The following is a 26,196-nucleotide window of genomic DNA, read 5'->3' as shown; positions in this document are numbered from 1 at the left end:
TTCAGCCCCGACTATGGCACAAGACGAGATGATTTTTCAGCAAATGCTTTATGCATTACGTCAACATCCGGATGATCTTTAATTGGGTCATCAGGGTAATATCCCACATGCATTACACCTTGCTGATACAGTGAATGAATTGTTGCTGCCATTTCAGTTGAAGGTACCTTTTCGTTTTTACGCCAGTCGGTTGCCTGTAATTCAAAAACGGTTTTCTTGAGGCCATTCGGGTATTGTTTCACGCGATCAATCATGTCTTTATAGAACTGATCTGAATTATCGACCTGCTCCATATAAGGCATTGCCATAATAGCTGTAAAATCATAACGTTTTAATGACTCTTCAAGAGATTGAGAGTACCAATTTTCCGCATATGGTTTTAACGCGACTTGCGCATATAAATTGCGTGCAGTCACCAAGAACGGTTCATATTGTCGCACGTCATCAACGAGTTGCATCGCAAAATCATCTAGATATTTTGTCTTATATGCAGTCCACTTTTGCAAGTCTTGGTCGTTCTCACGGATTTTTGCTAAATCTGTTGGTAAGCCTTGTTTCGCATAGGCTTTTAAAGCATCAGGGCTTGCATCTTCATAATCAGATAATGTCACGTCATCATGGAACAAGAGGCCATTAAATGGCGTTGATTTTGCCAAATCCTGATAAATTTCACGAATCGTTTGACGTGCATCGGCTGAGAATGGACTTAAACGGATATACCCCATATTAAGGTGTTCACCTGCTTTTTCCTGCTGAGTCACCACCAAGTCCTTAGAAACAGGATCAGTTTTTGGTAGTTCCCACGCCAATAACGGCATCCATGCATAAATACGGCTTACAGATGTGCGCGTTTGAATTTGCCATGCAACACGGTTAAACAAGTCTGCACGCATTGGAATATGACGGTTTGGGAAATAAACCATATCAGCAGAACCATTCGCATCTGGATCTGAAAATGCCTGTAAATAAACTGTATTTACACCCATGCCATTAATTCGATCTAACAAGTGTCCTAAATTACGCTCTTGTTGTTTCGGGTCTGGATCATAAATATAGTCCAGATCAATATGCATGATTTTTTGCGGACGATTATTATCCGTTAAATTTAATTCACGGTTTTTAATTTCTTGAGCCAAATCATCAGTTGTCATTCCGCCTTCTACCAAAATACGGCTCATATTTTGTAGAGATTGTTTTGCATGGTCTGCCCCATCATCAAGCGTAATGGTCACTGGCATACCTAATTTTTTTGCAATTTGAACAGTCTGCATATTATAGCGACCATATGGCCACACCATAATACGTGGTGAACGTAAGCCATGCGCTTTTAATAAGTCATTATTCTTTTTCAGATCGTTATAAATACGTGCCTGATATTGTGCATCGTTCTCATATGTTTGTGTTTTAACATCATAAAAACGTGTGGTCGCAGCAGGTTCAGAGTTGCCTTGTGGGTTTCCTGTAATACCACGATGCAAATGATAGCTATGATTCGCGATTTCGACTAAACCGCTGTCTTGCATCTCTTTAAGCTCATTCCAGCTTAAGATCTTATCGCGAGAGATTTCTTCGCCAGAGAAGTCAACTTTTTGACCAGCTTTTGGTTCTGACCATGAACCGACTACAGCCAAAACAACCGGAATCTTTTTTGCCTTAATAACAGGATATGCATTTTGATAAAAAGACTGATAACCATCATCTACGGTCAATAATACTGGCTTAGTCGGCAGTTGATATTTACCTTGATGTGCACGAATTAATTGATCAACGGTAATAAAATGGAAACCATTCTTTTGCAACCATTCAACATGCTGAGTAAATTGTTGAGTAGTAACCGCATACTCAGGAATCATTGCATTTTTTGTATCAGTAATTTCATGATAGCCAATGACCGTAAGTGTTGAAGCATCAATTTTTTGTGGTTTAGCCAATGCCATACCAGACATGCCAGTAAGGGCTAATCCAAGCGTAAGATTCAACAAAGGAGATGCAAAGCGGATAGTCATGAAATAGCGTCTCAATAACAATATAGATTATTTATGTGAAATTTGATGTTAGGACGCAAATTTTCTGAAATTTGGTCTTAATATCATCCTGTCCACAAATGAACAGTTTTTCAGTCAGCATTTATAATCAAATAACCTGAAAATAAGCTTAAATATTCAAAAAGCTAAAATATAAATTATGAATGTATTTATATTTAAAGCTCATATAAACAAGAAAGCCCCCTAAAGGGCTTTAAGTTTTTCGCTAGTCACGGGTTTTGACATCAAACAATTCAATTTCAAAAATTAAATTAGAATTGGCTGGAATAATCTTACCCATTTTACGCTCACCATATGCTAAATGAGCAGGTACAATAAGTTTACGCTTACCGCCAACTTTCATTCCCATGATACCTTGGTCCCAGCCTTTAATGACACGGCCTGTTCCAATCACGCATTCAAAATAATTACCGCGGTCGATTGAAGAGTCAAATTTTGTACCGTCTTCTAACCAACCTGTATAGTGAGTCGTAATCAAAGCGCCTTTAACCGCTTCTTTACCTTCACCTACTTTTAAATCGATAATTTCTAATTCATTTGACATGGTTTACCCCTTAAACAGAATCTTTAAATAGCAACTGGTACTTAGTGTACCAATTGAATCTGTAGAATTTGTTGCGCTTTTCTATTTTACTGTAACTGTGTCCACACGACATTTGCCTGACCCTTTTCACCTAAAAGAGTCCACTCTGTATCCATCACATTTAACTGTAGCTGCATGGTACGTTCACACAGTTGTTCGAGCTCAGCTGTGCTTGCAGGTGCGATTTGCCAAACCTGAACGTTACTTAACGTTTTAATTTTACTATTTCTCTTCCACCACTCTTCGACTTGTGTGCCATACACAACAATCGCAACTTGTTTACAGCGTGCACTCGCTTTTTTAACTTTATCTTCCGAAGGTAAGCCCACTTCAATCCATGTTTCCAACTGACCTGTTAAATCCTTCTGCCATAACGCTGGTTCATCAGTTTCAAAAAGATCTTTTGTAAACTCAAGCTCATCACTTGCAAAACGGGCAAAGGCCATTAAACGAACCATTAAACGTTCTAAAGTTTCCGAAGGATGTAAGGCAAGCGTCAGTTGGTAATCACCATAAATATGGTCATCCATATTCGCAATATTCAAGTCTGCCTTATAAATTGTTGCTTTAAGCGCCATGATTAATATGTTCCAAAATTTGGCGCTAAGGATACTCGATTTTAGCTAAAAATTATAAAAAAACTGAGTAATGTAAAACATCGCGATGGTGAAATTTGCATATTCTTCCAAAACGCTCCACTTATTTTAGAGTTGGCTGGCTTTTTGCTTAAAAGAGATATTCTCCTCTTCCGAAAATTGATGACTTATGTGGCAAAAGCTCAAGCGTAGTTTATTTTTACAGGTTCTTTGTGCTCTCTTTCTTGGTGTTGCAGTTGGAGCTGGTTTTCATGATTTCTCCCTATCTTTAAAGCCATTGGGTGATGGTTTTATTTCTTTAATTAAGATGCTGATTGCACCAATTGTGTTTTGTGTGGTTGTACTCGGTATTTATGGTGCAAATGACATCAAAAAAATGGGCAAAGTCGGTGCAAAAACCATTCTGTATTTTGAAGTGGTCACCAGTATTGCTTTAGTTTTAGGCATTATTGTGGCCTATGTATTTAAACCTGGTGTTGGCATGAACATCGATATCAGCCATTTAGATGCAAAAGATTTAAGCACCTATACCGAACGTGCACATGAAATGCACACAGGTTCGGAATTTCTGCTCAATATTATTCCAAAAACCTTCACGGCTGCTTTTGCAAACGGCGATATTTTACAAGTTTTATTAATCGCTATTTTATTTGGTGTAGCACTACTTTTAATTCCTAAACATTTGGCAGAGCTGGTACGTCAGGCTTTGGAAGCTTTTTCTGAAGTCTTCTTTAAAATTATGGGACTGATTATTCGTTTAGCGCCTATTGGTGTGTTCGGATCAGTGGCCTATACCACTGCCAAATTTGGTTTAGATTCACTTCTACAATTGGGTTATTTAGTTTTACTGTTTTATGCAACCTGCATTTTATTTGTCGTTATTGTTTTAGGTTCAATTTTAAAACTTGCCGGTCTCAACATCTTCAAATTTGTGGCTTATTTTAAAGATGAATTAGCCATTGTTTTAGGTACAGCATCTTCTGACTCTGTTCTTCCTCAAATTATGAAAAAGCTTAAAAATTTGGGAATTAAAGATTCAACTGTAGGACTGGTTATTCCTACTGGTTATTCCTTTAACCTAGATGGATTTTCAATTTACTTAACTTTAGCTGTTATTTTTATTGCACAAGCCTGCAATATTGATTTATCTACGCACGACTTGTTGGCTATTTTATTAGTTTCGCTCATTACTTCTAAAGGTGCACACGGTATTCCCGGTTCAGCTTTAGTTATTCTTGCAGCCACGCTTTCAGTAATTCCAAGCCTCCCTGCGATTGGTCTAGTACTTCTACTTTCAGTCGACTGGTTCATTGGCATTATTCGTGCCTGCACCAACTTGATTGGTAACTGTGTTGCGGCCGTAGTCATTGCGCATTGGGAAAAAGATATTGACCATGCTCAGGCTAAAGCCGTGCTAAATACTAAACCTTAAAATCCGTTCTAGAGAACATTGAATCATCTTTTCTCAATGTTCTCTAATCTTCAATTCGGCAATTCAATAAATCAGTTTCAAATGCCAACCAATCGTGTTCATGTTGGCTAATCATTTCAATCCGGTTATCAATGCCCTCTTCGCCAGACTTATAATTAAATTGCTGCGGATTAAAGTTAAAGGTTTTCCAACCCTGATCTGTATTAAAAATTCCCTTAATTCGCAACCAGTCTTTTTGTGCACATAGCACATCGAGCAAAGCATAAAACTCAAATTTCCAGCGTTTAGGCAATTTCCAACCCGCGACAATATAACCTTGTGCCGACTCGATATAATGATAAGGTAACTGCTGAATTTCTTTCACGACCTCTGTTTCAGTCATTTGTTTTTGAAGTTTAAGTAAAGGTTGAATAGAGCGTTCGGTTAAACGAGCAGCTACATCAATTTTATTTAACGCTAACTGACCATGTTCAGTTTTAATCCACTCTTGTTGATAAGGCTGATATTCTTCTTTTAATAACTCAAGTGCCTGATCATCTTCAAAAGTCATCACATCTGTATGTGACACCACCACAATCTGAGCAGCTTTTAACTGATCTTCATAAAGGTTTTGCTTTACCCAGTTTGTATCATGCAAACGGCTACCATCTACAACTGTGACTAATGCTCGCATGGCTAAACTACTTTGCCAATGCGGTTCAGTCAGTTGATCAAATAACTGCGAAGGATGCCCAAGACCAGTCGGTTCAATAAATAGTCGGTCTGGCTTTTGTTCACTCAATAGACGGGCTAAAGCAATATGCATAGGCAATTGACTGCTACAACATAAGCAACCACCTAATAATTCTTTGACTGCATATCCTTCATCTTGAGGTAAGAGTTGTTGGTCTACTCCAATTTGCCCAAACTCATTCATTAATACAGCCCAGACCTCATCTTTAGGCTTCTGACTTAATAAATGCTGTAATAACGTGGTTTTTCCCGCCCCTAAAAAACCGGAAATAATATGGGTAGGAACAGTTTTTTGGGCAATAAATTTCACGAGTCACTCAAATTAGAACGGTCTAAAACATTTTAGGTATATCACTCTTTTTTGTCATGTAAATGATTTTTAAACTTGGCCGATGATTTTTTAATTTTTACTTAACAAACCAAAAATGAGAATTACATCTCATTTAAAATCTAAATTAACTTTAGATAATCACAATTCAAATGGAATATTCTATTTATGCACATTCACAATTCATGCCAGAGTGTTAGGTTTACGTAACACAATTGGTTTTTTTTCACTCAATAAGAAATATTTTTACACATTTTAAGGTGTATTTAAGCCGGTTAACTTTACAGATTCCGCACATAAACGGTCCGTATATTTCATATTGTTAAGATAGGCGTAATAGATTGTTAAGTTAATTGATGTAATCCCAAGCTCGGCTTAGCATGTGTCCTAGCTTAGTCATTCAGCCATATACGTTTCGTGTAGGTATGAACGATTAGGTTTGATTTACTTTTTTAATGAATTTAAGGATGCCATAAAATGAAATTAGCTAAGACTCTACTTGCAACAACTTTAGCTTTAACTGCAGTATCAACTTTCGCTGCTTCTAAACATGAACAAGCACACAGCACTGCTGGTGAAGAGAAAGTTGTTGTTTCAACTCAAGAACAAGCAAACACAGCAAATGCTGCATCTGATGCTGTAGGTTCTGCTTCTGAAGCTGCTCCTGCAGCTCGTTAATTCTCTCAGCACTCTCCTCCAAGCTCAGAGATAATTTTACTGAAATGAAAAATGGATGCTGAATTTCAGTAAAGAAGAAAAGGATCGAACCATGCTGCGGTTCGATCCTTTTTTTTAAGAAGATTTTTTATACATACTACAAGATGGGTTGTGATTTTCTTGTAGACGTAAAACCTTACGGTGCTCGGCTGCTTCAAAGCGGCAACGTTTCCACTCAGTATTTAGATTTAATTGAGGCACTTCACATGGCTTGCTCTGTTCATCAACAGCAACCATGGTGAAATAACAGCTATTGGTATGGCGCACTGTACGCTTCTGGATATTTTGGGCTTCAACACGTATTCCCACTTCCATTGAAGTACGGCCTACATGGTTAACACTTGCCAAGAAGGTTACCAGCTCACCTACATAAATAGGTTCTTTAAAATTCACCTTATCTACAGATAACGTCACCACGTAGCCACCCGAATAACGACTCGCACAAGCGTAAGCGACTTGGTCTAGTAGTTTTAGAATCGTACCACCATGAACATTACCTGAAAAATTTGCCATATCAGGCGTCATCAAAACTGACATCGTCAATTCAGACTGGTCATCAGTTGCTGTGGTTATTTCATCTAATGTAGGCATAGCTCAACTCTGTGTCTTAAAACAAGCTCAGTCAACATTATGGTTGATAATTCACAAAAAAAACATGATTAAATCCACAACATGGCATTGTATTTTTTAATATCTCTGATTGTTTTTTAAAATCTAATTTTTTAAAGCATTATTTTTAAAGTTATTTTTTATAGCTGCATCATTTATTTTAAAGTTTTATAGAACATGCTATGCCATTTTATTCCACGCTTAATGGCATAGCAGGGTCTTACAGATCACTCGCTATACTTTAGTAATAACGCCTGTCACACCATTAATAATCATATCAATGGCGATCGTTCCGATTAATAAAGCAGATAAACGTCCCACAATGTCGAAATAACGGTCGATATGCTTGGCATGTTTATAGCGTAAATGATCATGTGAAAATTTCATCAAAATCAAAATACTACAGGTTAAAAACAAGGTGAAAGCAATCACTAGGGCTGCCTCACCAATTGACATTTCAATGCCTGTAACCACAGCGGCACTAATAGTTCCGGGGCCAATCATAAATGGCATTGCAATGGTGCCAGCCAGATGTTCTGGCGCTCCACGCATTTCACCAATCGTATCGGCACCCTGAAAAACATAGCGATAGCCAATGACCAAAAAGATAAGGCCTCCAAAAATCTGGAAGGCTTCAAAACGTACATTCAGATATTTACTAAAAATTGTTTCGCCGCCCCATGCAAATAGCATGAACACAACAAAAGCAATCAAGCTTCCCTGAATCAGTGCTTTATTAAACACCTTTGTTTCTGAATGACGGATTAGGCCAATCATATAAATGCTCATTAAAAATGGATTGAGCAAAGAGAAAAATAAAGCAAAAGAATGTAGATAAGGAGAAGCCATGCATTGTCCTCTTAAGCTTGTGGATCTGGGAACAAAGGTCGGTTCCCTGGGCTAATACGATTAATATGTAAGAACGTCATATGTCTTTCATATTTATCTAAAATGTCATTAATAACCTGTTCCTTACCGTAACCAACGAGGTCGTTATCTTGAGAACCATCATAAAGATAGGTTTCAAGTCGGTAATAGAACTGTTTACCCCGTTTCACACGTTGACTGAAATTCGGTGCGCTATAACGTACGGGCCAGATCTGGTAAACGAAGTTTTGTTCTTCTTCCAAATGAATAGTGAAGTCGAGATGGTAAAGCGTGTCTTCATCTTCGAGTAGCGTTTGCTGCACATCCACATTCATTCCCTGCTTAATAAGTTCATCAGCAACGGCCTGAACTGCTGGTCGGCAGACGGTGTCCAACATGCGCAGAGTTTCAGTGGTTCCTGGATGATGCATCACTCGAGTTAAACGCTGCTTCCAATTCAAAATATCAACGTTACCCACCACTGGAGCTGCATTCATACTGCGGCTGGCCTGCCTGTAATCTTCAAGCCTTAAGGACTTATAAAGTCCTGCCATGACAAGGAACATCACGAAACTAAACGGCAATCCCATAATGATGGTTGCGTTTTGCAAAGCGGTAATCCCGTTGGTCATCAGCATCGCTAACGTAAGTAAACCAATGGCAATAGCCCAGAACACACTCAACCAACGCGGAGCATCATTATCAATATGAGTTAACTTGGTGGTGAAGTTCCCTAGAACCAGCGCTCCCGAATCAGCAGATGTCACATAGAACAAAAGCCCTGTTACGGTGGCAATTGAAGCAATAAACGTAAATCCCGGATATTGTGCTAACAAATCATAAAAACCATGAGCCGGATTCGCCAACACAGTAGCAGCTAAGGTTTGGTTCCCTTCAAAAATAACGCTGTGCAACGCACTATTACCAAAAATAGATAGCCACGTGATCGTAAATAAAAGTGGGATAATTAAAGTACCAGACACAAACTCACGAATGGTACGCCCTCTTGAGATACGCGCCAGAAAAAGTCCTACAAATGGAGACCACGCAATCCACCATGCCCAGAAGAACAAGGTCCAGCTACTCATCCACTCTTTAGGCTGTTCAAACGCAAAACTTTGTAAAGCCAAAGACGGGAAACGGCTTAAGTAATCACCAACATTTTGAACAAGGGCATTGAGTAAAAACTCAGTATTTCCCAAGAATAAGATAAACAGTAAAAGGCCAATCGAAACATAAATATTGATTTCAGATAAAATCCGCAGGCCTTTATTCACGCCTGATGTCACCGAAATAATACTAATACCAACCGCGACAGCAATCAGGATAAATTGCATCCAGATGTTTTCTGGTAATCCCAATAACACATGTAGGCCATAATTCAGCTGTACCACCCCAATCCCGCAGGTCGTTGCAATACCAAAAATTGTCCCGATAACGGCAGCTGTATCAACGCTATGCCCAATTACACCATTAATTCTTTGACCAAAAATTGGGTAGAGTGCAGAGCGAATAGTAAGCGGCAGATTATAACGATAGCTAAAATATCCCAATGACATGCCAATCAAGGCATACATACACCAACCAGTTAAACCATAGTGGAACAATGTCCAGACCATGCTTTGGCGTGCGGCTTCATAAGTCTGAGCTGCACCTACTGGCGGTTGCATATAATGAGATAAAGGCTCAGCGACCGAAAAGAACATTAAATCGATACCGATACCAGCCGAAAACAGCATGGCAGACCAACTCAGTAAACTAAACTCAGGTTTTGAATGCTTAGGTCCTAGCTTAATATTGCCATATCTTGAACAGGCAATAAAAATCACAAACGCCATGTAAAGTGTTGCGGCAAGCAAGTAATACCAACCAAAGGTTGAGGTTACCCACTGAAGTACGGTGTTCATGATTCGGTTTGCAAAATCGTTGAACAAAAACGTGACGAGAGAAAAAATTAAAATAAGTACAGCTGAAAAATAAAAAACCACACGGTTGAGCGGGTCTTTTTTAGATTTAGATAATGTTAAATCATCAACTGCTCTTGGATTATCTGTTGCCATACAATCCTCAAGGAATAAAATAAAAACAAAATATTTAATTTCGTCTTTTCACTCTTATTTAAAACAATGAAAAGACGACTTTAAACGCAAAAAAATAATATATAGATGTGATCGGTTGAGGTTATAAAACCTCAGTCACTTTATTCTGGTCACAGTTCGATGGGACCGAAATGTCTTTTGAAACAGCTAACTGCTTTTTCACTAATTGAGGGTCAAAATCATCTTGCTTTAACGCTTTGGCTAAGCCAAACATATAAAGCAAAATAATGACTGAAAATGGTAAACCACATAACACCACAGCACTTTGCATGGAGTTAAAACTACCGGCTAGTAACAAGCCAATACTTACAATGGTAATTACCACAGACCAAAAGACGCGTAACCAGATCGGTGAATCACTATCATTGGTGCCCCCTTTTGAGGACAAATTAGCGATCATTAGTGTACCAGAGCCAACTGGTGTCAAAAATAAAACGAAACAAATTACAACAACAATGCCAGCAACATAAGGATTAAATGGCAGATATTCGAGTAGCTTAAATAAAGATAATGCCGGATCCGTTAAGACCATATCACCCAACACTTTCTGTTTTTGGTTCAAGATAAAGTAAATTGCCGTATTTCCAAAAACCGAGATCCAAGCCAGCGTAAAGCCAAGTGGAATCAGGCATACACCCAGAATAACTTCCCGAATCGTACGTCCTTTTGAAATACGGGCAATAAACATCCCTACAAAAGGTGCCCAAGCAATCCACCATGCCCAATAAAATACTGTCCACGAACCTAACCAGCCACTTGCCTTCTGGTTGTATAAATACATATCAAAGCTTTTACCAATAAAATTACTTAGATAATCACCCGTATTTTGCACAAGACCATTTAATAAATGATTTGTAGGGCCCGTTAAAAATACGAATAAAAGTAAGGCATACAGTAGACGTAAATTAATACGAGATAACCATGCCAGACCTTTTTCAATACCAACCACTGTCGTAATTGTGGCAACACTCATCATGATGAGAACAGCAGCAATTAAGGTCACTGAGTTATTAGGAATTTGCGGAAGTAAATAACAAATGCCTGATACCAGTACCAATGCTCCGATTCCCAAGTTGGTGACCAAGGAAATAACTGTAGCTAAAATTCCAAAGCCATCAACAAAATCTCCCACTAAGCCATGAACACGCTCTCCAAAAATTGGATAAAGCGCTGAACGTAATGCTAAGGGCAAGTCTTGTCTAAAAGCGAAATAACCTAGAGTGACTCCAAGCAATGCATAGAGTACCCAGCCATGAATCCCCCAATGCAAAAAGCTATAGGTCATGGCATTTCTGGCAGCTTGAATGGTTCCGGCCTCACCTTCTGGTGGTCTCAAGAAGTGATCAACAGGTTCGGCAACGCCATAATAAAGTAAGGCAATACCAATCCCTGCCGAGAACAGCATTGAAGTCCATGCCAAATAAGTAAACTCGGGTTTGTCGTCGTCTTTTCCTAAGGGTATTTGCCCTACTTTTGAAAAAGCGAGCCAAGCCACAAAACCTAGACAGAGCACAATCACCAGCATGTAATACCACCCGAAAAAGTGATTTACTTGCTCTTGTATATAGGTCAACCAAAACTGACTTTTTTCTGGAAATAGCACAAAAAGTAGGCCAAAAACACCAATACTGATGGCTGAACTCCAAAATACAAAACGATTTAACCGAATATGGTCTGAAGAATATCTATCACTTTTCAACACCATCTTATTGCTCCTTGCAATCGGTGTATTTTCTCAAAATAACGTGATAAGTAATGTACTTATGCGCATCATCCTATCCTTAAGAATCTTTGATTTTAGCGCTTTATTCCTCGTGCTAATCTTCAAAAATTCATTGATTTTTACATATCATACTTGTTATTGATTGAACGTTCAATCAATAACAAGTATGATAAAAAAAGTGCTATGATGCTCTGCAAGTTAACATGCTGAATTTAAAGCACCACTAAAAGTGCTGATGTGGAAAAACATGACAAAACGCAGAGTAAAACCAGAGCACGTGCGACGTGAAGAAATTATGAACGCTGCACTCGACGTAATTTATGAAGTGGGGTTATCGAATACCACCATTGCACAAATTGCAAAAAAAGCCGAGCTGTCGACTGGCATTGTCAGCCATTATTTTGGCGACAAACAAGGGTTGATCAATACCTGTATGCAAGAAATGCTGAATGTTCTGCGTCATAAAACCGAACAGTACAGAGCAGAAGCAGATTCGCATCCAGAGAGCCAAATTAAGGCCATTATCGACTCTAACTTTGACATTAGTCAGGTCAATGAAAAAGCAATGCGGGTCTGGTTAGACTTTTGGTCAGCGAGTATGCATGTACCAGACTTAAGCCGCTTGCAAAAGATTAATGATCAACGCCTATATTCCAACTTGAAGTTTTATTTTCTCAAGTTAATGAATGAACAACAGGCCAGTGTTGCCGCTAGAGGGTTGGCAGCATTGATTGATGGATTATGGTTACGAGGCAGTTTAAGCCGTCATAACGAATTTGACAGCAACCTTGCTCGTTCCATTGCTTACGATTATGTACAAACGCAAGTTCAATTTGCGAACAAGCCTTTGCAGGAGAGACAAAATGAGTGATGTACAAGTTCAACAACTGTATATCCATGGACGCTACGTTAACGCAACCAGTGGAAAAACATTTAATAGTATTAACCCTGCCAACGGCGAGACAATCGCGACTCTTCAACAAGCTTCTGAACAAGATATTGAAGCTGCTGTACAAAGTGCCCAACAAGGACAAAAAATCTGGGCTGCCATGACTGCCATGGAGCGTTCACGTATTTTACGTCGCGCAATCGACATTTTGCGTGACCGTAATGATGAACTTGCCCGTCTTGAAACACTCGACACTGGTAAAGCCTACAGCGAAACATCTACCGTCGACATTGTGACTGGTGCAGATGTACTCGAATATTATGCAGGACTTGCAACAGCCATTCAGGGTGAACAAGTTCCGCTTCGCGAATCAAGTTTCTTTTATACACGCCGTGAACCTTTAGGCGTGGTTGCAGGTATTGGTGCCTGGAACTATCCAATTCAAATCGCTTTATGGAAATCTGCCCCTGCCCTTGCTGCCGGCAATGCCATGATTTTCAAACCTAGCGAAACCACCCCTCTTACTGCATTCAAACTTGCAGAAATCTATACAGAAGCTGGCTTACCAGACGGCGTATTTAACGTAGTTCAAGGGCCAGGCCGTGAAATTGGTCAGTGGTTAACTGAACATCCAGTAATTGAGAAAATCTCATTTACAGGTGGCGTTGAAACTGGCAAAAAAGTCATGGCAAGCGCTGCTGGCTCTACACTTAAAGAAGTGACCATGGAACTTGGTGGTAAGTCTCCACTGATTATTTGTGAAGATGCCGACCTTAATCGCGCAGCTGATATTGCTGTCATGGCGAACTTCTTTAGTTCAGGCCAAGTTTGTACCAATGGTACGCGTGTATTTGTTCCAAAATCGCTTTTAGCCGACTTTGAAAAAGCCGTTGTAGAACGTGTAAAACGTATTCGCATTGGTGACCCAATGGCTGAAGAAACCAACTTCGGGCCACTCACCAGCTTCCCTCACATGGAAAAAGTTTTGTCTTTCATTGAGTCAGGTAAACGACAAGGCGCTAAAGTCTTAATTGGTGGTGGACGTGCAACAGAAGGTGACCTTGCTAAAGGCGCTTATGTACTACCGACGGTATTTAGCGACTGCAATGACCAGATGGCAATTGTTCAAGAAGAAATTTTTGGACCAGTCATGAGCATCTTAAGCTACGAGACTGAAGAAGAAGTGATTCGTCGTGCTAACGACACCACCTTTGGTTTAGCTGCTGGCGTTGTCACTCAAGACATTAGCCGCGCTCATCGCATTATTCACCAAATTGAAGCTGGTATTTGCTGGATTAACACTTGGGGCGAATCGCCTGCCGAGATGCCAGTGGGTGGCTACAAACAATCTGGTGTAGGCCGTGAAAATGGTCTAACCACGCTTGGGCACTATACCCGTATCAAATCTATTCAAGTTGAACTTGGCGATTATCAAAGCATTTTTTAATGCATCAATTGCCTTAAACACTTCAACCTAAATCACATATGCAGAGCAATCTTTATAGATTGCTCAGGCAAACTGTTAGTAAAAAAAGGATAGTTATGAATATTAAAGAATATGATTACATTATCATTGGCGCAGGATCTGCCGGAAATGTACTTGCTGCACGTCTTACTGAAGACAAAGATACCACCGTTTTATTATTAGAAGCTGGTGGCCCAGATTATCGTTTGGATTTTCGTACCCAAATGCCGGCAGCTTTGGCCTACCCTCTTCAAGGTCGTCGCTATAACTGGGCTTATTTAACCGACCCTGAACCGCACATGAATAACCGTCGTATGGAATGTGGTCGTGGTAAAGGTTTAGGCGGCTCATCTTTAATTAATGGTATGTGCTATATCCGTGGTAATGCAATGGATTTAGAACAATGGGCAACCCATAAAGGCCTAGAAAACTGGTCTTATGCCGATTGTTTGCCATACTACAGAAAAGCCGAAACTCGTGATATTGGCGAAAATGACTACCATGGTGGCAATGGCCCTGTGTCCGTTGCTACGCCGAAAAATGGCAACAATGTGTTGTTCCATGCCATGGTTGAAGCTGGTGTACAAGCAGGTTACCCACGTACTGACGACTTAAATGGTTACCAGCAAGAAGGTTTTGGTCCAATGGACCGTACAGTAACGCCTAAAGGTCGCCGTTCAAGTACCGCACGTGGTTATCTGGATATGGCAAAAGGCCGTCCTAACCTCACCATTCTGACTCATGCAACGACCAATAAAATCTTATTTAATCAAAAACAAGCCGTGGGTGTTGAATACATTATCGGGGCTGACCAAAACAACTTACAACGTGCGTTGGTTAAACGCGAAGTCTTACTGTGTGCAGGTGCAATTGCTTCACCACAAATTTTACAGCGCTCTGGTGTGGGTGAAAGTACTTTCTTAAAATCAATGGACATTGATGTCGTTCATGATTTACCAGGTGTAGGTGAAAACCTGCAAGACCACTTGGAGATGTACCTACAATATAAATGTAAGCAACCTGTTTCTTTATACCCTGCCTTGAAATGGTATAACCAACCTGCCATTGGTGCTGAGTGGTTATTTAATGGTACAGGTATTGGCGCAAGTAACCAGTTTGAAGCGGGCGGATTTATCCGTAGTTCGGATGAGTTCAAATGGCCAAACATCCAGTACCATTTCTTGCCAGTTGCCATTAACTACAACGGTAGTAATGCCGTGAAAGAACATGGTTTCCAAGCACACGTAGGTTCAATGCGCTCGCCTTCACGTGGCCGTATTAGACTTAAATCAAAAGATCCGTTTGAGCATCCAAGTATCTTGTTCAACTATATGTCGAGTGAACAAGACTGGCGTGAGTTCCGTGATGCGATTCGTATCACCCGAGAAATCATGCAACAACCTGCTCTTGATCCATATCGTGGTGAAGAAATTAGTCCGGGCAAACATTTGCAAACAGATGCAGAGCTTGACGACTTTGTTCGTAACCATGCAGAAACAGCTTACCATCCGTCTTGTAGCTGTAAGATGGGGGAAGATGAAATGGCTGTCGTGGATGGTCAAGGCCGAGTCCATGGTATGCAAAGCTTACGTGTGGTTGATGCCTCGATCATGCCGCTTATTATTACCGGTAACTTAAATGCAACCACCATTATGATTGCCGAGAAAATTGCAGACCAAATTCGTGGACGTGAAGCACTACCACGTTCAACTGCACCTTTCTATGTAGCCTCATAAAATCTTAAAGGGTATATTTCTTATGCAGAAATATACCCTTAATTTAATATTTATAATCCAAGCATTAATAAGAACGATGTATGACAGAAAATAAGCTCTTCAAAAAAAGCTGTTTTACATCAATATGGCATGAAACAAAAAATCATCTATCTTTATATACGTATATTCTTCAAATGATTTAACTTTAATCAAATAAAATTTATTAATTATATTTCAAATAGTTAATTAAAAATAATTATTGAAAATTATCTTATTAAAGCTCAAATTGATCAAATATAAATCATATTTATGATATTGATGAAACCCATTTATTATAAAAATTGTCTTGTCAATGCAAAATTGGTCTAAAATATAGAGTGTTTGCGATAATCCCAAGTAATTTTATTTTTTTATAAGTTCTCTGATTTTGAGAATTTACTTCGCATTTATATCCATTTTGTCTGGATACGCTGTCTAGGTTTCCTCACACCTTAAGTGACTCAAATAACTTATTTTAAGGTCCCCCTTACATGAAAAAGTTTTTGAAATACCTTCTGGTATTAATCATTCTTATTTTAATTGCAGGTATCGTTTTCTTGTTTAGACCAACGACGTCAAAACAAGTTCAAACTGCAAAAGATGAGCCAGTTGTTGATGCCGTTCTTGTTGGCGGCGGCATCATGAGTGCCACTCTCGGTACTTATTTCACTGAGCTTGAACCAAACTGGCAAATTCGTATGTATGAACGTCTTGACCAAGTTGCTCAAGAAAGTTCAAACGGCTTTAACAATGCCGGAACAGGCCACTCTGGCTTTATGGAAATGAACTATACCGAAGAGAAAAACGGTAAGATGGAAATTGTCAAAGCTGAAAAAGTTGCTTCTCAATTTGAAGTTGCTAAACAGTTTTGGTCATATCAGGTAAAACAAGGCGTTTTAGCTGAACCTAAATCATTCATTAACCCAGTTCCGCACATTGCTTTCGTTTGGGGCGATAACGTTCAATTCTTAGAAAAACGTTATGCTGCAATGATTCAAAGCCCGTTGTTCAAAGGTATGAAATTTACTGAAGACCCAGCTGTTATTAAACAATGGGCACCTTTAGTAATGAACGATCGTGACCCTAGTCAAAAAGTTGCAGCGACCCGTATGGATGTTGGCTCTGACGTAAACTATGGTTCTATCACTAAACAATTAGTGAATCGTTTAGACCAAAACCCTAATTTCAAATTACAGACCTCAACCGAAGTGACTGGCATCAGCCAAAATGATGACAAAACTTGGACTGTGTCTTTCAAAAATTTGAAAACTGGTAAAGTAGATCACGTTAAAACGCGTTTTGTATTTATTGGTGCAGGTGGTGCAGCAGTTAAATTATTGCAACTTACTGGTTTACCAGAAGCGAAACAATATGCTGGCTTCCCTGTCGGTGGTGAGTTCTTAATTACTGACAACCCAAAAATTACTGCAGAACACACAGCAAAAGTTTATGGCCGTGCTGAATTAGGTGCGCCTCCAATGTCTGTGCCACATATTGATACGCGTTATATCGACGGTAAAAAATATGTATTGTTTGGACCATTTGCTACGTATTCAAACAAGTTCCTGAAAAACGGTTCTCAGCTTGATTTACTTGCATCTACTAACAAAAACAACGTTTTACCAATGACCACTGTTGGTTTGGAAAATCTTGATCTTGTTAAATACTTGGTTAGCCAAGTCATGATGTCAGATGAAGACCGTCTAAATGAACTTCGTAAATACTACCCAGATGCGAAAGCTGAAGACTGGCGTTTAAGCCAAGGTGGTCAACGTGTTCAGATCATCAAAAAAGAACCGGGTAAACCAGCTACACTTCAATTCGGTACAGAAATCTTTGCGTCTAAAGATGGTGCTGTAACTGCATTGTTAGGTGCGTCTCCGGGTGCTTCGACTTCTCCATATATCATGCTCAACTTGCTTGAAAAAGCGTTCCCTGAGCAAACTGAAGGTAAATGGAATCAGAAGCTTCATGAAATTGTTGTTTCTTATAAACAAGACCTAAGCAAAGATCCTGTATTACTCGACAAAGTTCGTCAGTACACAAGTTCTACACTTGGCTTGAACTATACATCTCCATTTAAAGCGGCAAACGATGAAACTGCTGCTGCCCCTGTTGCAAAAGCAAACTAAGTTTGATGATGTATAAGTAAAATTCCAAAAGGATGAATTTCGATTCATCCTTTTGTTTTTTAAGACCTCAGTTGAGATATTTAGATTAACTATGACGCCTTTAAACTCATCATCCCGCCTCTTTTCATTTTGTTTTAAGCTCGTGCTTGTTGTGCTACTGGCTTATCTTTTGTTAAGCGGTTTTTATATGTGGATGATTGGCGGTACAGCGATTTACGTCAGCTCAGCCGTGTTACTTGCCATCACTGCTTATGCATTTAAGCTCGGCAAATATCAAAAACTGTTTTCAATTTTAAATCTACTAATCAGTGCTGTCGCTTTATATTTTAGTGCAGCCCATTTATTTTTCTCTTCTGTCCAATTCTTTATATTTTTACCTGCTCTGTTTTTTGTGTTATTGGCATTCACTCACGTCAAAAAAATTCGAAGCCTATATAAAGCTTTAATATTAATCAGCTTATTGATTTGGTCAGGCATACATTTTAGTCAACTTGAGCAACTTAAAGCGTATTATAAAACTCAGCACACTGGGGAAAGTTGGCAACAATATGGCGCACTTTAAGCTTGTTTTTTAATCTATAGCTGTATATAAATAAGTCTTCTTTTTCACATGAAGTTCATCAGTAAAACTGAACATCATATACAGAATTCCTTTTAAGAAAAAATATTCATAACAATCTAATTTATTTAGAAATATATCGAGCATATTAGCGATTGAATACGCCCCCTCTACGCGCTAGATTACTTAAATATTTTTCTCCCTTTATGTTGTAATTTATGAAAATTTTAGATGGCGGTTTAGGCCGTGAATTGGCTCGTCGTGGCGCTCCATTTCGTCAACCAGAGTGGTCTGCGCTCGCACTCATTGAAGCGCCTGAAACAGTAAAAGAAGTACACCTCGATTTTATTAACGCTGGTTCAGAAGTCATTACCACCAATAACTATGCTGTTGTTCCTTTTCACATTGGGCAAGAACGCTTTGAAACTGACGGCATTCGTTTAATTAAAGTTGCGATCGAACAAGCAAAAAATGCAGTTAAAGAAAGCGGCAAAAATGTCAAAATTGCGGGCTGCTTACCACCTTTATTTGGTTCTTACCGTGCAGACTTGTTTCAGGCTGAGCAGGCTAAAGATCTTGCTGAACCAATCATTAACACATTGGCACCAGAGGTGGATTTCTGGTTAGCAGAAACCCAATCGTGCTTAAAAGAAGTCGAAACAGTGCATGCCTTATTACCAAAAGATGGTAAGGACTATTGGGTATCGTTTACCCTTCAAGACGAAATTACACAAGAACAAGCCTTACTCCGCTCAGGCGAAAACATGCAACAAGTGGCTGATTTTATAAAACAGTCAAATGCAAAAGCGGTTTTGTTTAACTGCTGCCAGCCTGAAGTAATCTTGCAAGCCATTAATGAAATTAAAGGACTTATTCCAGAGTCTGTACAAATTGGTGCCTATGCCAATGCTTTCCCGCCTCAAGATAGCAGCGCAACTGCCAACGATGGACTTGATGAAGTTCGTAAAGACCTTGATGCTCCTGCTTATCTTGGTTTTGCCAAGCAGTGGCAGCAAGCAGGTGCAAGTTTAGTGGGCGGTTGCTGTGGTATTGGTCCAGAACATATTGCTGAACTCTCTCAATTTTTTAAAGAATAAATACCATGTCTGCTGCCAAAATTGGATTGTTGTCTCTTACAGCGCTGGTCTTTAGTTCTATGGTGGGGTCAGGCGTATTTAGCCTACCCCAAAATATGGCTCAGGTTGCCAATGGCTCTGCCCTTCTTGTTGCATGGCTCATTACCGGGGTCGGCATTATTTTCTTGGCACTCACGCTATTACATTTAACTCGCCAACGACCGGATCTAGATGGTGGTATTTATAACTATGCGCGTGAAGGTTTTGGTGACCTGATTGGGTTTTGCTCCGCTTGGGGCTATTGGTTGTGTACCACCATTGGTATTGTTGGTTATGTCGTGATTGCCTTTTCGGGCGTTGGCATGTTTACCGACAGCAAAGATCATATTATTTTTGGTGAAGGTAATACGCTCTATTCACTGATTGGCTCAAGCATTTTTGTATGGCTTGTACACTGGTTGGTGAGTCGAGGCATTAAAGAAGCAGCAATTGTGAATTTACTGGCGACCATTGCCAAAATCATTCCAATGGTGGTTTTCATCTTCTTTACCTTCATTGCCTTTAAGTTTGATTTATTCAAGCTCAACTTAAATGACTTCTCTTTAAAAGTTCCACTTTGGCAGCAAGTGAAAGACCTGATGCTAATTACCCTTTGGGTATTTACCGGTATTGAAGGTGCTGTGGTTTTATCATCGCGTGCAAAAAACCGTTATGACATTGGTAAAGCGACCATTTTGGGTGTGTTACTGGCATTAACTTTTTATGTAATGGTGACAGTATTGGCCTATGGCGTGGTCAGCCGTGAAGCACTTGCTGGCATGCATAACCCATCAATGGCAACCATTTTACAGCAGCTCATCGGTTTGCCGGGCACTATCGTTATTACCATCGGCCTTATTATTTCTGTTGCTTCGTCTTATTTAAGCTGGACTTTATTTGCAACTGAAATTCCATATTTGGCTGCAAAAAATGGTGCATTCCCGAAATTATTTTTAAAGAATAATCAAAATAATGTACCCATTTCATCGCTTTGGCTCACCACTCTGGTCGTGCAAGGCGCATTGATTGCCGTATATTTTTTCAATAAAAACTATACACAGCTTTTATTGATTTCATCGGTCATGATTTTACTGCCTTATTTTCTAGTGTCTGCTTTTTATCTTAAAGAATCAATTTGCCACAAACGCACGCCACATATTGCCATTGCAAGCGTCGCTTCAATTTATGCACTTTGGTTGCTCTATGCAGCAGGATTAGATTTATTGCTGCTGTCTGTGGTCTTGTATTTAGTCGGCTTGGTTATTTTTTCAATCAGCTACTTTGAGCACAAAAAATCGCTCAAACAAAATCAGCTAAATTAATTATTTCAACCACTGCTGACCCATTTCAGCAGTGGTTGTCTAAAAACAAAAATTCTATTTTAAAGGCTGTGACTGCTTTAAATGCAATCTTAAAATACGGCGTAATTCTAAAATCGCCTCTGGGCTAGTTTGAATTGAATGCCCGCCTTTAATAATCAGTTCCGACTGTTCACCACCTAAATGTGAACTTTGATACGGCACAATACCATCACTGCTTTTTAACTTATCAGTCGTCCCATTAATATTGCCCATAATCGAGTGATAGACCACGCTGGACGATGGCTGAATGGCTTGCGTAAGCTGCATAAAGTTTGAAGAACGACTTAAATTACTCGCTCCATTTTCAATTAAACCTTTTCTGAGCTTTGTATTTTTCTCATCTCTCATTTCGACTGCAATAAAAAAGTCAGCAGGCAAACGAATAACACGGCGTGCAATTTGGGTAAACCATCGGTCAGCGTAGTCTGTACCATGATGCGGTGCCGAAACAAAAACAACCCGCTTAAAATAAGGCAAAGCTTTGAATTGAAAGCGCTCTCGAATGACTGGATTTTCTTTTAAACGATTTAACTGCGCTTCATTCATTTTTTGCATGGCTAAATCTGAAACATCGGCATCGCTTACTAATAAACGGCTAATCACTCCGCCCATACTATGCCCGACCAGCACTGCATCGTGTGCAGCGTAGCTATCTTTAGCAACATTTTGAAAAGCCTGATTCAACAATGAATAAATCTGAAAACGGCTTTCAAAAATCGGCATATTGGTTGAATAAAACACCTGCCAGACTTGATAGTTATTTCTTAATTCGGCATCGCCCATAATGTCATTGGTCAAACTTACCCACGCCTCTGGACTACTCGCCAAACCATGAACAAACACAATGATTTTCTTATTCGGGTTAAAAGGTTCCAGCATATATAAATGCGGCATGATCAAATTGGTTTCTTTATTAATTAAAGACCAATAGCCTGCTGCACCTAAATTATATTTCGATAACCAAAGTCCATAAGGCGCCGAATAGTTTGCAGTGAGCGGATAGTCCACACCTTCAACTTTTACACGGCTTTGTCGATATGGATCGAACATCGCAATTTCTAACTCTGCTCCAGCAATCACCTGATCGGCTGTGGCCTTTTGTTTTGGGTAAGCAATAGCCGTAACTGGAAAAAAACGTGGTAAATGTATGTTCGGATTGGTTTGATGAGCATAAAAAGCATCGGGATCTAAAATGAAACCATGATTTACATCATTTTCTTTACGCCCGACAATAAACTCTGCCCCTAAGCCATCCTTACGGTTAACGGTATTAAAACCAGAAAAGTTCATGTTATAGCTGGAGCGAAAGGTATCGACCTCAATCTTTTGTACATCTACGGCATGGTCAAAATTGACATGATATTGATGCCCATCTGCTTTCAGCAGAGGCGGAAAACGATGCGTATTTAAATGATTAAAATACGTGGTCATTAACTTCGACAAAGCCACGTTATAAAAAATACGCACCTGATTTTGGCGATGATCAAACACTCGATCAAACGGAGACTCTTCAGAGTCAAATAAATAAACGTAACTATAGCGCAAGCTTTTATCGAGCAAAGCTAACTCTTGCTCAACGCAATTTTTACTTTTATTAATGGCATTACATTGACTGCTACGCCCAACATCTAAAGCTTTTGCTAAATAAATTTCACTCAGCGCAGCATAGCGTTCTTCTCGGCTGCTATTTTCAGACAGGCTTTGAATTTTATTTAAACAATCATAAAAATTTTGCAGACAAGATTTTCCATCTTTTTTAACCAAATACAGTAAGTTTTGGGTTTGATGACTTAAGGTGCCGTCGGTCAGAATACTTTCATTCTTACTTTTTAAAGCATTGCTTAAATTGCTTTCTTTTAAATTAATGACCTGACAGCCACTGAGCAAAGCCATTATTGTTATCATTGAATAATGGTAAGACTTTGTCATTCTGCATTCCTTAATCCAATGTATTCCCCATTAGGTCATTATGCCTGTAAAGCAATGAACGAACAATTTCAGCTCAGCTTCCGTTTTCCTTTATTGCGAAAAAAAGCCTGAATTACATTTCATTCAGGCCTATTATTCATGAGTTCAATCAAGCTTGGTTGAACTTTTGCTGCGAAGCTAAATAAGAAAAATACAAAATTGGTAAGATAAACGGCGCTACACTCCAGAAGTCAAAATAGACATAAAGTATCGCTCCTAAAAAGGCACCAATCACAAACCCAATTACAATACTGGCACTTTTAAGTAAACTTGCCCGATTGGCTGCATTATTGTTTTTAAGCAAATTGGCAATATCAATACCGAGCTGCGTGGTATTGCCCGTCATCATAGTACTTGGGCTAATATTTTTAATCAGCGTTTTGCTTGAAGTATTACGAATAGCTAAAGCAATTAAACCCAGCCCACCTGTTAATGCCACAGTAATTGCATCGGCATTTTTAAAAGGTTCGAAATAAAGCCCTGCAATCATAAAAGCAGATAGAAAGATGGCTTCAAATAAGAATAAATAAGACAGCGTTTTGTGCTTCACCTGACTACGGTCAATTAAAAGTTTTGTAATCACAACTGTCACAATGAACAAAGGAATCGCAGCAAGCTTAATCCATATTCCCGCGCCTCCTTTAACCCATGCCGCTCCTGCCAACACTAAGTTTCCCGTAACATGAGCAGTAAAAAAGCCAAACAACGCAATAAAGCCAATGGTATCAATCGCCCCACCAACCATAGTTAGTAAAACAGGATCTCGACATATTGCCCATGTACTTTCTGTTTCTTTTTTAATTGGGGTATCTACCATATAAAATATCCTGTTAAATTAAAGTTTTAAAGCAATTAAGTTGTATCTAAATGATTTAAAAATGAATAATGCTAAACGTTTATGAAAGCAAAAAAAGATGTAAAAAAATAGGGTGTGTAATGTCGTAACACTGTCTTTAAAATAGCAACAATCAAAATTGTCTATTTTAAGGACAATAAAACAGTGATCATCTTCTTATAGGATTCATCAATATTTTTGTAGTGCGCCCTATTACAACTGTGGGTTCCGCTATAGCTAACCCACGTTATACCGAATTAAAAACCGACAAAAAATGTTAGAGCCAAATATAAAAGCCATGCCCAAGCTATAACTTTACCAAAGAGGCGACTACCTTTAGTCTCTTTATAAAAACCCAACCACATAGAAACAATACTTAGAAAAGCTAAAAAAACATTTTCATATAAATACTTATCACATTGATATCTCAATAAGAATTAACTTACACATTGCTTACGGGAGTTACCTGCAACTTCAGAAACCTTCTCAACCAATGATATCCTCCCCTTGCTGATGAAGCTGCTAAAAAAAATAGCTAATAGATATAATCAACTAGAATAACAGCCTATACCTACTTGATGGCATCAGTTAAGAAAAATCTTATCACCACTAAATTTAAATCAAAAATGTATACTAAGAATATATAATAGATTAAGTAGGACTCCAGCTAAAATAATTAATTTTTAAAACACTATACTAAACTATTAAGGTTTTAAATATTTTAAAAATATACCAATACTCTCTTATTAAAATACTAAATTAATATCGAGGTAGTCTTTCAAAAATCAAGAATGGTTCTTGTAGCCCCAATAATTTCTCAATAAAAGCCCTATAAAAAAATATTTAACATAATGACAAGCTAGAAATTCTCACTTACATTTTCATCTTTAATAATCAACATTCAGACAGTTAAAAATGGAGAAAAAAGATAACTCTAATGACCTAATTAACCTCATCTTTTTATCATGTCTTGCAATATTAAATTTAAAAAATATAATATAAAACTCAATTAATACAATACAAACCATTGGTATAATTAAAAAAAACATAACAAACATTATACTCCATCAAAAGTGCCATAAAACCAAGTAAAAATAATTTAATTAGAAAAAAATAACTCTTCCTCATGTTGGGCTACACCAGCAATCACACCTACAGTTATCAAACTACTCTGATTAATCTCATCTAATAATTCATTAATATTATATAAACAGGATTTAATCTTAAAATATTAAAGCCAATTATTTAAAATCTAATTAAAGTAAAACTTCATTTTAATTCTCAATTTCAACCTAATGAATAGCATAGCAATTAACAAAATATTAAATATATAAAAAAATATGAATAATCACTACCGAGTCTATAAAAAAAGACATAAAGAAACATAAATATCACCATAAAAAAAGCTTTGGGCCTATATTCACTATCTTTTAACAATATTATTTTCATAGTAAGCCTCTCAAATTTACCAATCTCACATAAAACATATAAAATTATAAAACACAAAATTTTATTTGATATTTATATTAAATTGACTAATTTCAATTACCAATTTTCAAAATCATGAAAATAAAAAAATATTAACAATTAAAATAAAAACTGCAATAAAACAAAAAATATTAACACCACTTATTTTCCATAAAACTAACAAAAAAACAATAAAGCATTTAAAAAAAATTTCTCTAAACTTCATATTCACAGCTTTTTCAGAAACTTTTAAAAAAATATTATTCAACCACCAGCCCTCAAAAAAATCTTGAACAATAAAAAATTTAGTATTAATCAATACTACAAAACCACTTTTCAATTTAATTAATAAAATATTAAATCAAATTAAAAAGCTTTCATTAAATATATTAAAGACAAATAAAAATCCAAAAGTCCTAAAATAAAAATTAAAACATACAATTTTATTGAAAATCTTCTATTTTTCAAAAAAATGTATATTAAAAATATAGAAAAAAACAGAGTAAAAAAACTTAAAAAAACAAAAAAATTTGGCAAATAGCCCCCTAAAAATATTAAAAAATAACTATACCGTTCAGCATTACTTATAAATTAAAATATTAAAATCTATATTAATTTTAAATACCAACAACTTAAAAATCTGTTCTCCAAACAGCAGCATATGGTATTACAACACTTACTAAAAAGTATAGACCAACATGAGTACCTATTAATGAAAGAAGAGCGACCATACCTATATTACCAACAAAATACATTGAAATCATTACAAATAATGGGGCTCTTTTAACTTTAAAATTATTAATAGCAATATTATAAGAAATAAAATTTAATCCAAATCCAACTACAAAATAAAAAACACTGATGTAAATTGGCAAATTCACCATATAAATATAATCAAGCATCACAATATTTAGCTCTTT

20 protein-coding genes are annotated in these 26,196 nt (G+C 37.9%); 9 read left to right on the top strand and 11 right to left on the bottom strand.

What is annotated here, in order from left to right; genetic code table 11:
• Positions 1-11 precede the first annotated feature (11 nt).
• The 3 genes from pgaB to ASF86_RS00395 all read right to left on the bottom strand — a co-directional run bounded on the left by pgaB (position 12) and on the right by ASF86_RS00395 (position 3,206).
• Positions 12-2,006: a poly-beta-1,6-N-acetyl-D-glucosamine N-deacetylase PgaB gene (pgaB, locus tag ASF86_RS00405; RefSeq protein ID WP_056478434.1), complete on the bottom strand. Its 1,995-nt coding sequence runs from the start codon at positions 2,004-2,006 to the stop codon at positions 12-14.
• A 244-nt stretch (positions 2,007-2,250) separates the two neighbouring features.
• Positions 2,251-2,589: an FKBP-type peptidyl-prolyl cis-trans isomerase gene (locus ASF86_RS00400; RefSeq protein WP_002117532.1), complete on the bottom strand. Its 339-nt coding sequence runs from the start codon at positions 2,587-2,589 to the stop codon at positions 2,251-2,253.
• A gap of 86 nt (positions 2,590-2,675) precedes the next feature.
• Positions 2,676-3,206, bottom strand: a complete 531-nt coding sequence (locus ASF86_RS00395; RefSeq protein ID WP_056478432.1) for a YaeQ family protein — start codon at positions 3,204-3,206, stop codon at positions 2,676-2,678.
• A gap of 187 nt (positions 3,207-3,393) precedes the next feature.
• Here ASF86_RS00395 and dctA point away from each other — a divergent pair, with 187 nt between their 5' ends.
• Positions 3,394-4,656, top strand: coding sequence for a C4-dicarboxylate transporter DctA (gene dctA, locus ASF86_RS00390; protein ID WP_005042354.1), 1,263 nt, complete (start codon positions 3,394-3,396; stop codon positions 4,654-4,656).
• Between the two features lie 43 nt (positions 4,657-4,699).
• Here the strand turns inward: dctA and ASF86_RS00385 are convergent, their stop codons facing one another.
• Positions 4,700-5,698 (bottom strand): CobW family GTP-binding protein, encoded by a 999-nt coding sequence (locus tag ASF86_RS00385; protein ID WP_056478430.1) that lies wholly within the window; start codon positions 5,696-5,698, stop codon positions 4,700-4,702.
• A gap of 495 nt (positions 5,699-6,193) precedes the next feature.
• Between ASF86_RS00385 and ASF86_RS00380 the strand changes: the two genes are divergently transcribed.
• Positions 6,194-6,394, top strand: coding sequence for a hypothetical protein (locus tag ASF86_RS00380; RefSeq protein WP_005042359.1), 201 nt, complete (start codon positions 6,194-6,196; stop codon positions 6,392-6,394).
• A 114-nt stretch (positions 6,395-6,508) separates the two neighbouring features.
• On the opposite strand, the gene ASF86_RS00375 is transcribed toward ASF86_RS00380, so the two are convergent.
• The 4 genes from ASF86_RS00375 to ASF86_RS00360 all read right to left on the bottom strand — a co-directional run bounded on the left by ASF86_RS00375 (position 6,509) and on the right by ASF86_RS00360 (position 11,713).
• Positions 6,509-7,024 (bottom strand): acyl-CoA thioesterase, encoded by a 516-nt coding sequence (locus ASF86_RS00375; RefSeq protein WP_003653152.1) that lies wholly within the window; start codon positions 7,022-7,024, stop codon positions 6,509-6,511.
• Between the two features lie 252 nt (positions 7,025-7,276).
• Positions 7,277-7,891: a MarC family protein gene (locus ASF86_RS00370; protein ID WP_003653161.1), complete on the bottom strand. Its 615-nt coding sequence runs from the start codon at positions 7,889-7,891 to the stop codon at positions 7,277-7,279.
• 11 nt (positions 7,892-7,902) lie between these two features.
• Positions 7,903-9,969, bottom strand: a complete 2,067-nt coding sequence (locus tag ASF86_RS00365; protein ID WP_056478428.1) for a choline transporter — start codon at positions 9,967-9,969, stop codon at positions 7,903-7,905.
• A 121-nt stretch (positions 9,970-10,090) separates the two neighbouring features.
• Positions 10,091-11,713 carry a BCCT family transporter gene (locus tag ASF86_RS00360; RefSeq protein WP_056478426.1) on the bottom strand — a complete coding sequence of 541 codons (1,623 nt, stop codon included), beginning with the start codon at positions 11,711-11,713 and terminating at the stop codon, positions 10,091-10,093.
• 265 nt (positions 11,714-11,978) lie between these two features.
• On the opposite strand from ASF86_RS00360, the gene betI reads away from it, so the two are divergent.
• The 7 genes from betI (at position 11,979) to ASF86_RS00325 (ending at position 20,967) form a co-directional block, all read left to right on the top strand.
• Positions 11,979-12,602 carry a transcriptional regulator BetI gene (betI, locus tag ASF86_RS00355; RefSeq protein WP_003653164.1) on the top strand — a complete coding sequence of 208 codons (624 nt, stop codon included), beginning with the start codon at positions 11,979-11,981 and terminating at the stop codon, positions 12,600-12,602.
• The gene (gene betB / locus ASF86_RS00350; RefSeq protein ID WP_056478424.1) at positions 12,595-14,067 is read left to right on the top strand and encodes a betaine-aldehyde dehydrogenase; all 1,473 of its coding nucleotides are present in this window, start codon (positions 12,595-12,597) and stop codon (positions 14,065-14,067) included. The genes betI and betB overlap by 8 nt, the downstream gene beginning before the upstream one ends.
• A 95-nt stretch (positions 14,068-14,162) precedes the next feature.
• Positions 14,163-15,821, top strand: coding sequence for a choline dehydrogenase (gene betA / locus ASF86_RS00345; RefSeq protein ID WP_005042369.1), 1,659 nt, complete (start codon positions 14,163-14,165; stop codon positions 15,819-15,821).
• Positions 15,822-16,330: 509 nt separating this feature from the next.
• Positions 16,331-17,971 (top strand): malate dehydrogenase (quinone), encoded by a 1,641-nt coding sequence (gene mqo, locus ASF86_RS00340; RefSeq protein ID WP_004641704.1) that lies wholly within the window; start codon positions 16,331-16,333, stop codon positions 17,969-17,971.
• Positions 17,972-18,062: 91 nt separating this feature from the next.
• Positions 18,063-18,533 (top strand): hypothetical protein, encoded by a 471-nt coding sequence (locus ASF86_RS00335; RefSeq protein ID WP_056478422.1) that lies wholly within the window; start codon positions 18,063-18,065, stop codon positions 18,531-18,533.
• A 215-nt stretch (positions 18,534-18,748) separates the two neighbouring features.
• On the top strand, positions 18,749-19,627 hold the full coding sequence (locus tag ASF86_RS00330; protein ID WP_056478420.1) for a homocysteine S-methyltransferase family protein: 879 nt from the start codon (positions 18,749-18,751) through the stop codon (positions 19,625-19,627).
• Positions 19,628-19,632: 5 nt separating this feature from the next.
• Positions 19,633-20,967: a basic amino acid/polyamine antiporter gene (locus ASF86_RS00325; protein WP_056478418.1), complete on the top strand. Its 1,335-nt coding sequence runs from the start codon at positions 19,633-19,635 to the stop codon at positions 20,965-20,967.
• Between the two features lie 54 nt (positions 20,968-21,021).
• Here ASF86_RS00325 and ASF86_RS00320 read toward each other — a convergent pair whose 3' ends face one another.
• The 3 genes from ASF86_RS00320 to ASF86_RS00305 all read right to left on the bottom strand — a co-directional run bounded on the left by ASF86_RS00320 (position 21,022) and on the right by ASF86_RS00305 (position 26,178).
• Positions 21,022-22,935, bottom strand: a complete 1,914-nt coding sequence (locus ASF86_RS00320) for an esterase/lipase family protein (RefSeq protein ID WP_056478416.1) — start codon at positions 22,933-22,935, stop codon at positions 21,022-21,024.
• Between the two features lie 148 nt (positions 22,936-23,083).
• Entirely contained in the window at positions 23,084-23,791 is a 708-nt protein-coding gene (locus tag ASF86_RS00315) for a YoaK family protein (protein WP_056478414.1), read from the bottom strand.
• A gap of 2,117 nt (positions 23,792-25,908) precedes the next feature.
• Complete coding sequence (locus ASF86_RS00305; RefSeq protein WP_056478410.1) at positions 25,909-26,178, bottom strand: hypothetical protein; 270 nt, start codon at positions 26,176-26,178, stop codon at positions 25,909-25,911.
• Positions 26,179-26,196: the final 18 nt, after the last annotated feature.

Origin of the sequence: Acinetobacter sp. Leaf130 (assembly GCF_001423205.1) — a bacterium.
Lineage (GTDB): Bacteria > Pseudomonadota > Gammaproteobacteria > Pseudomonadales > Moraxellaceae > Acinetobacter > Acinetobacter calcoaceticus.
Note: the sequence above shows the minus strand (reverse complement) of the source record. Positions and strands in the feature narration are given on the sequence as shown.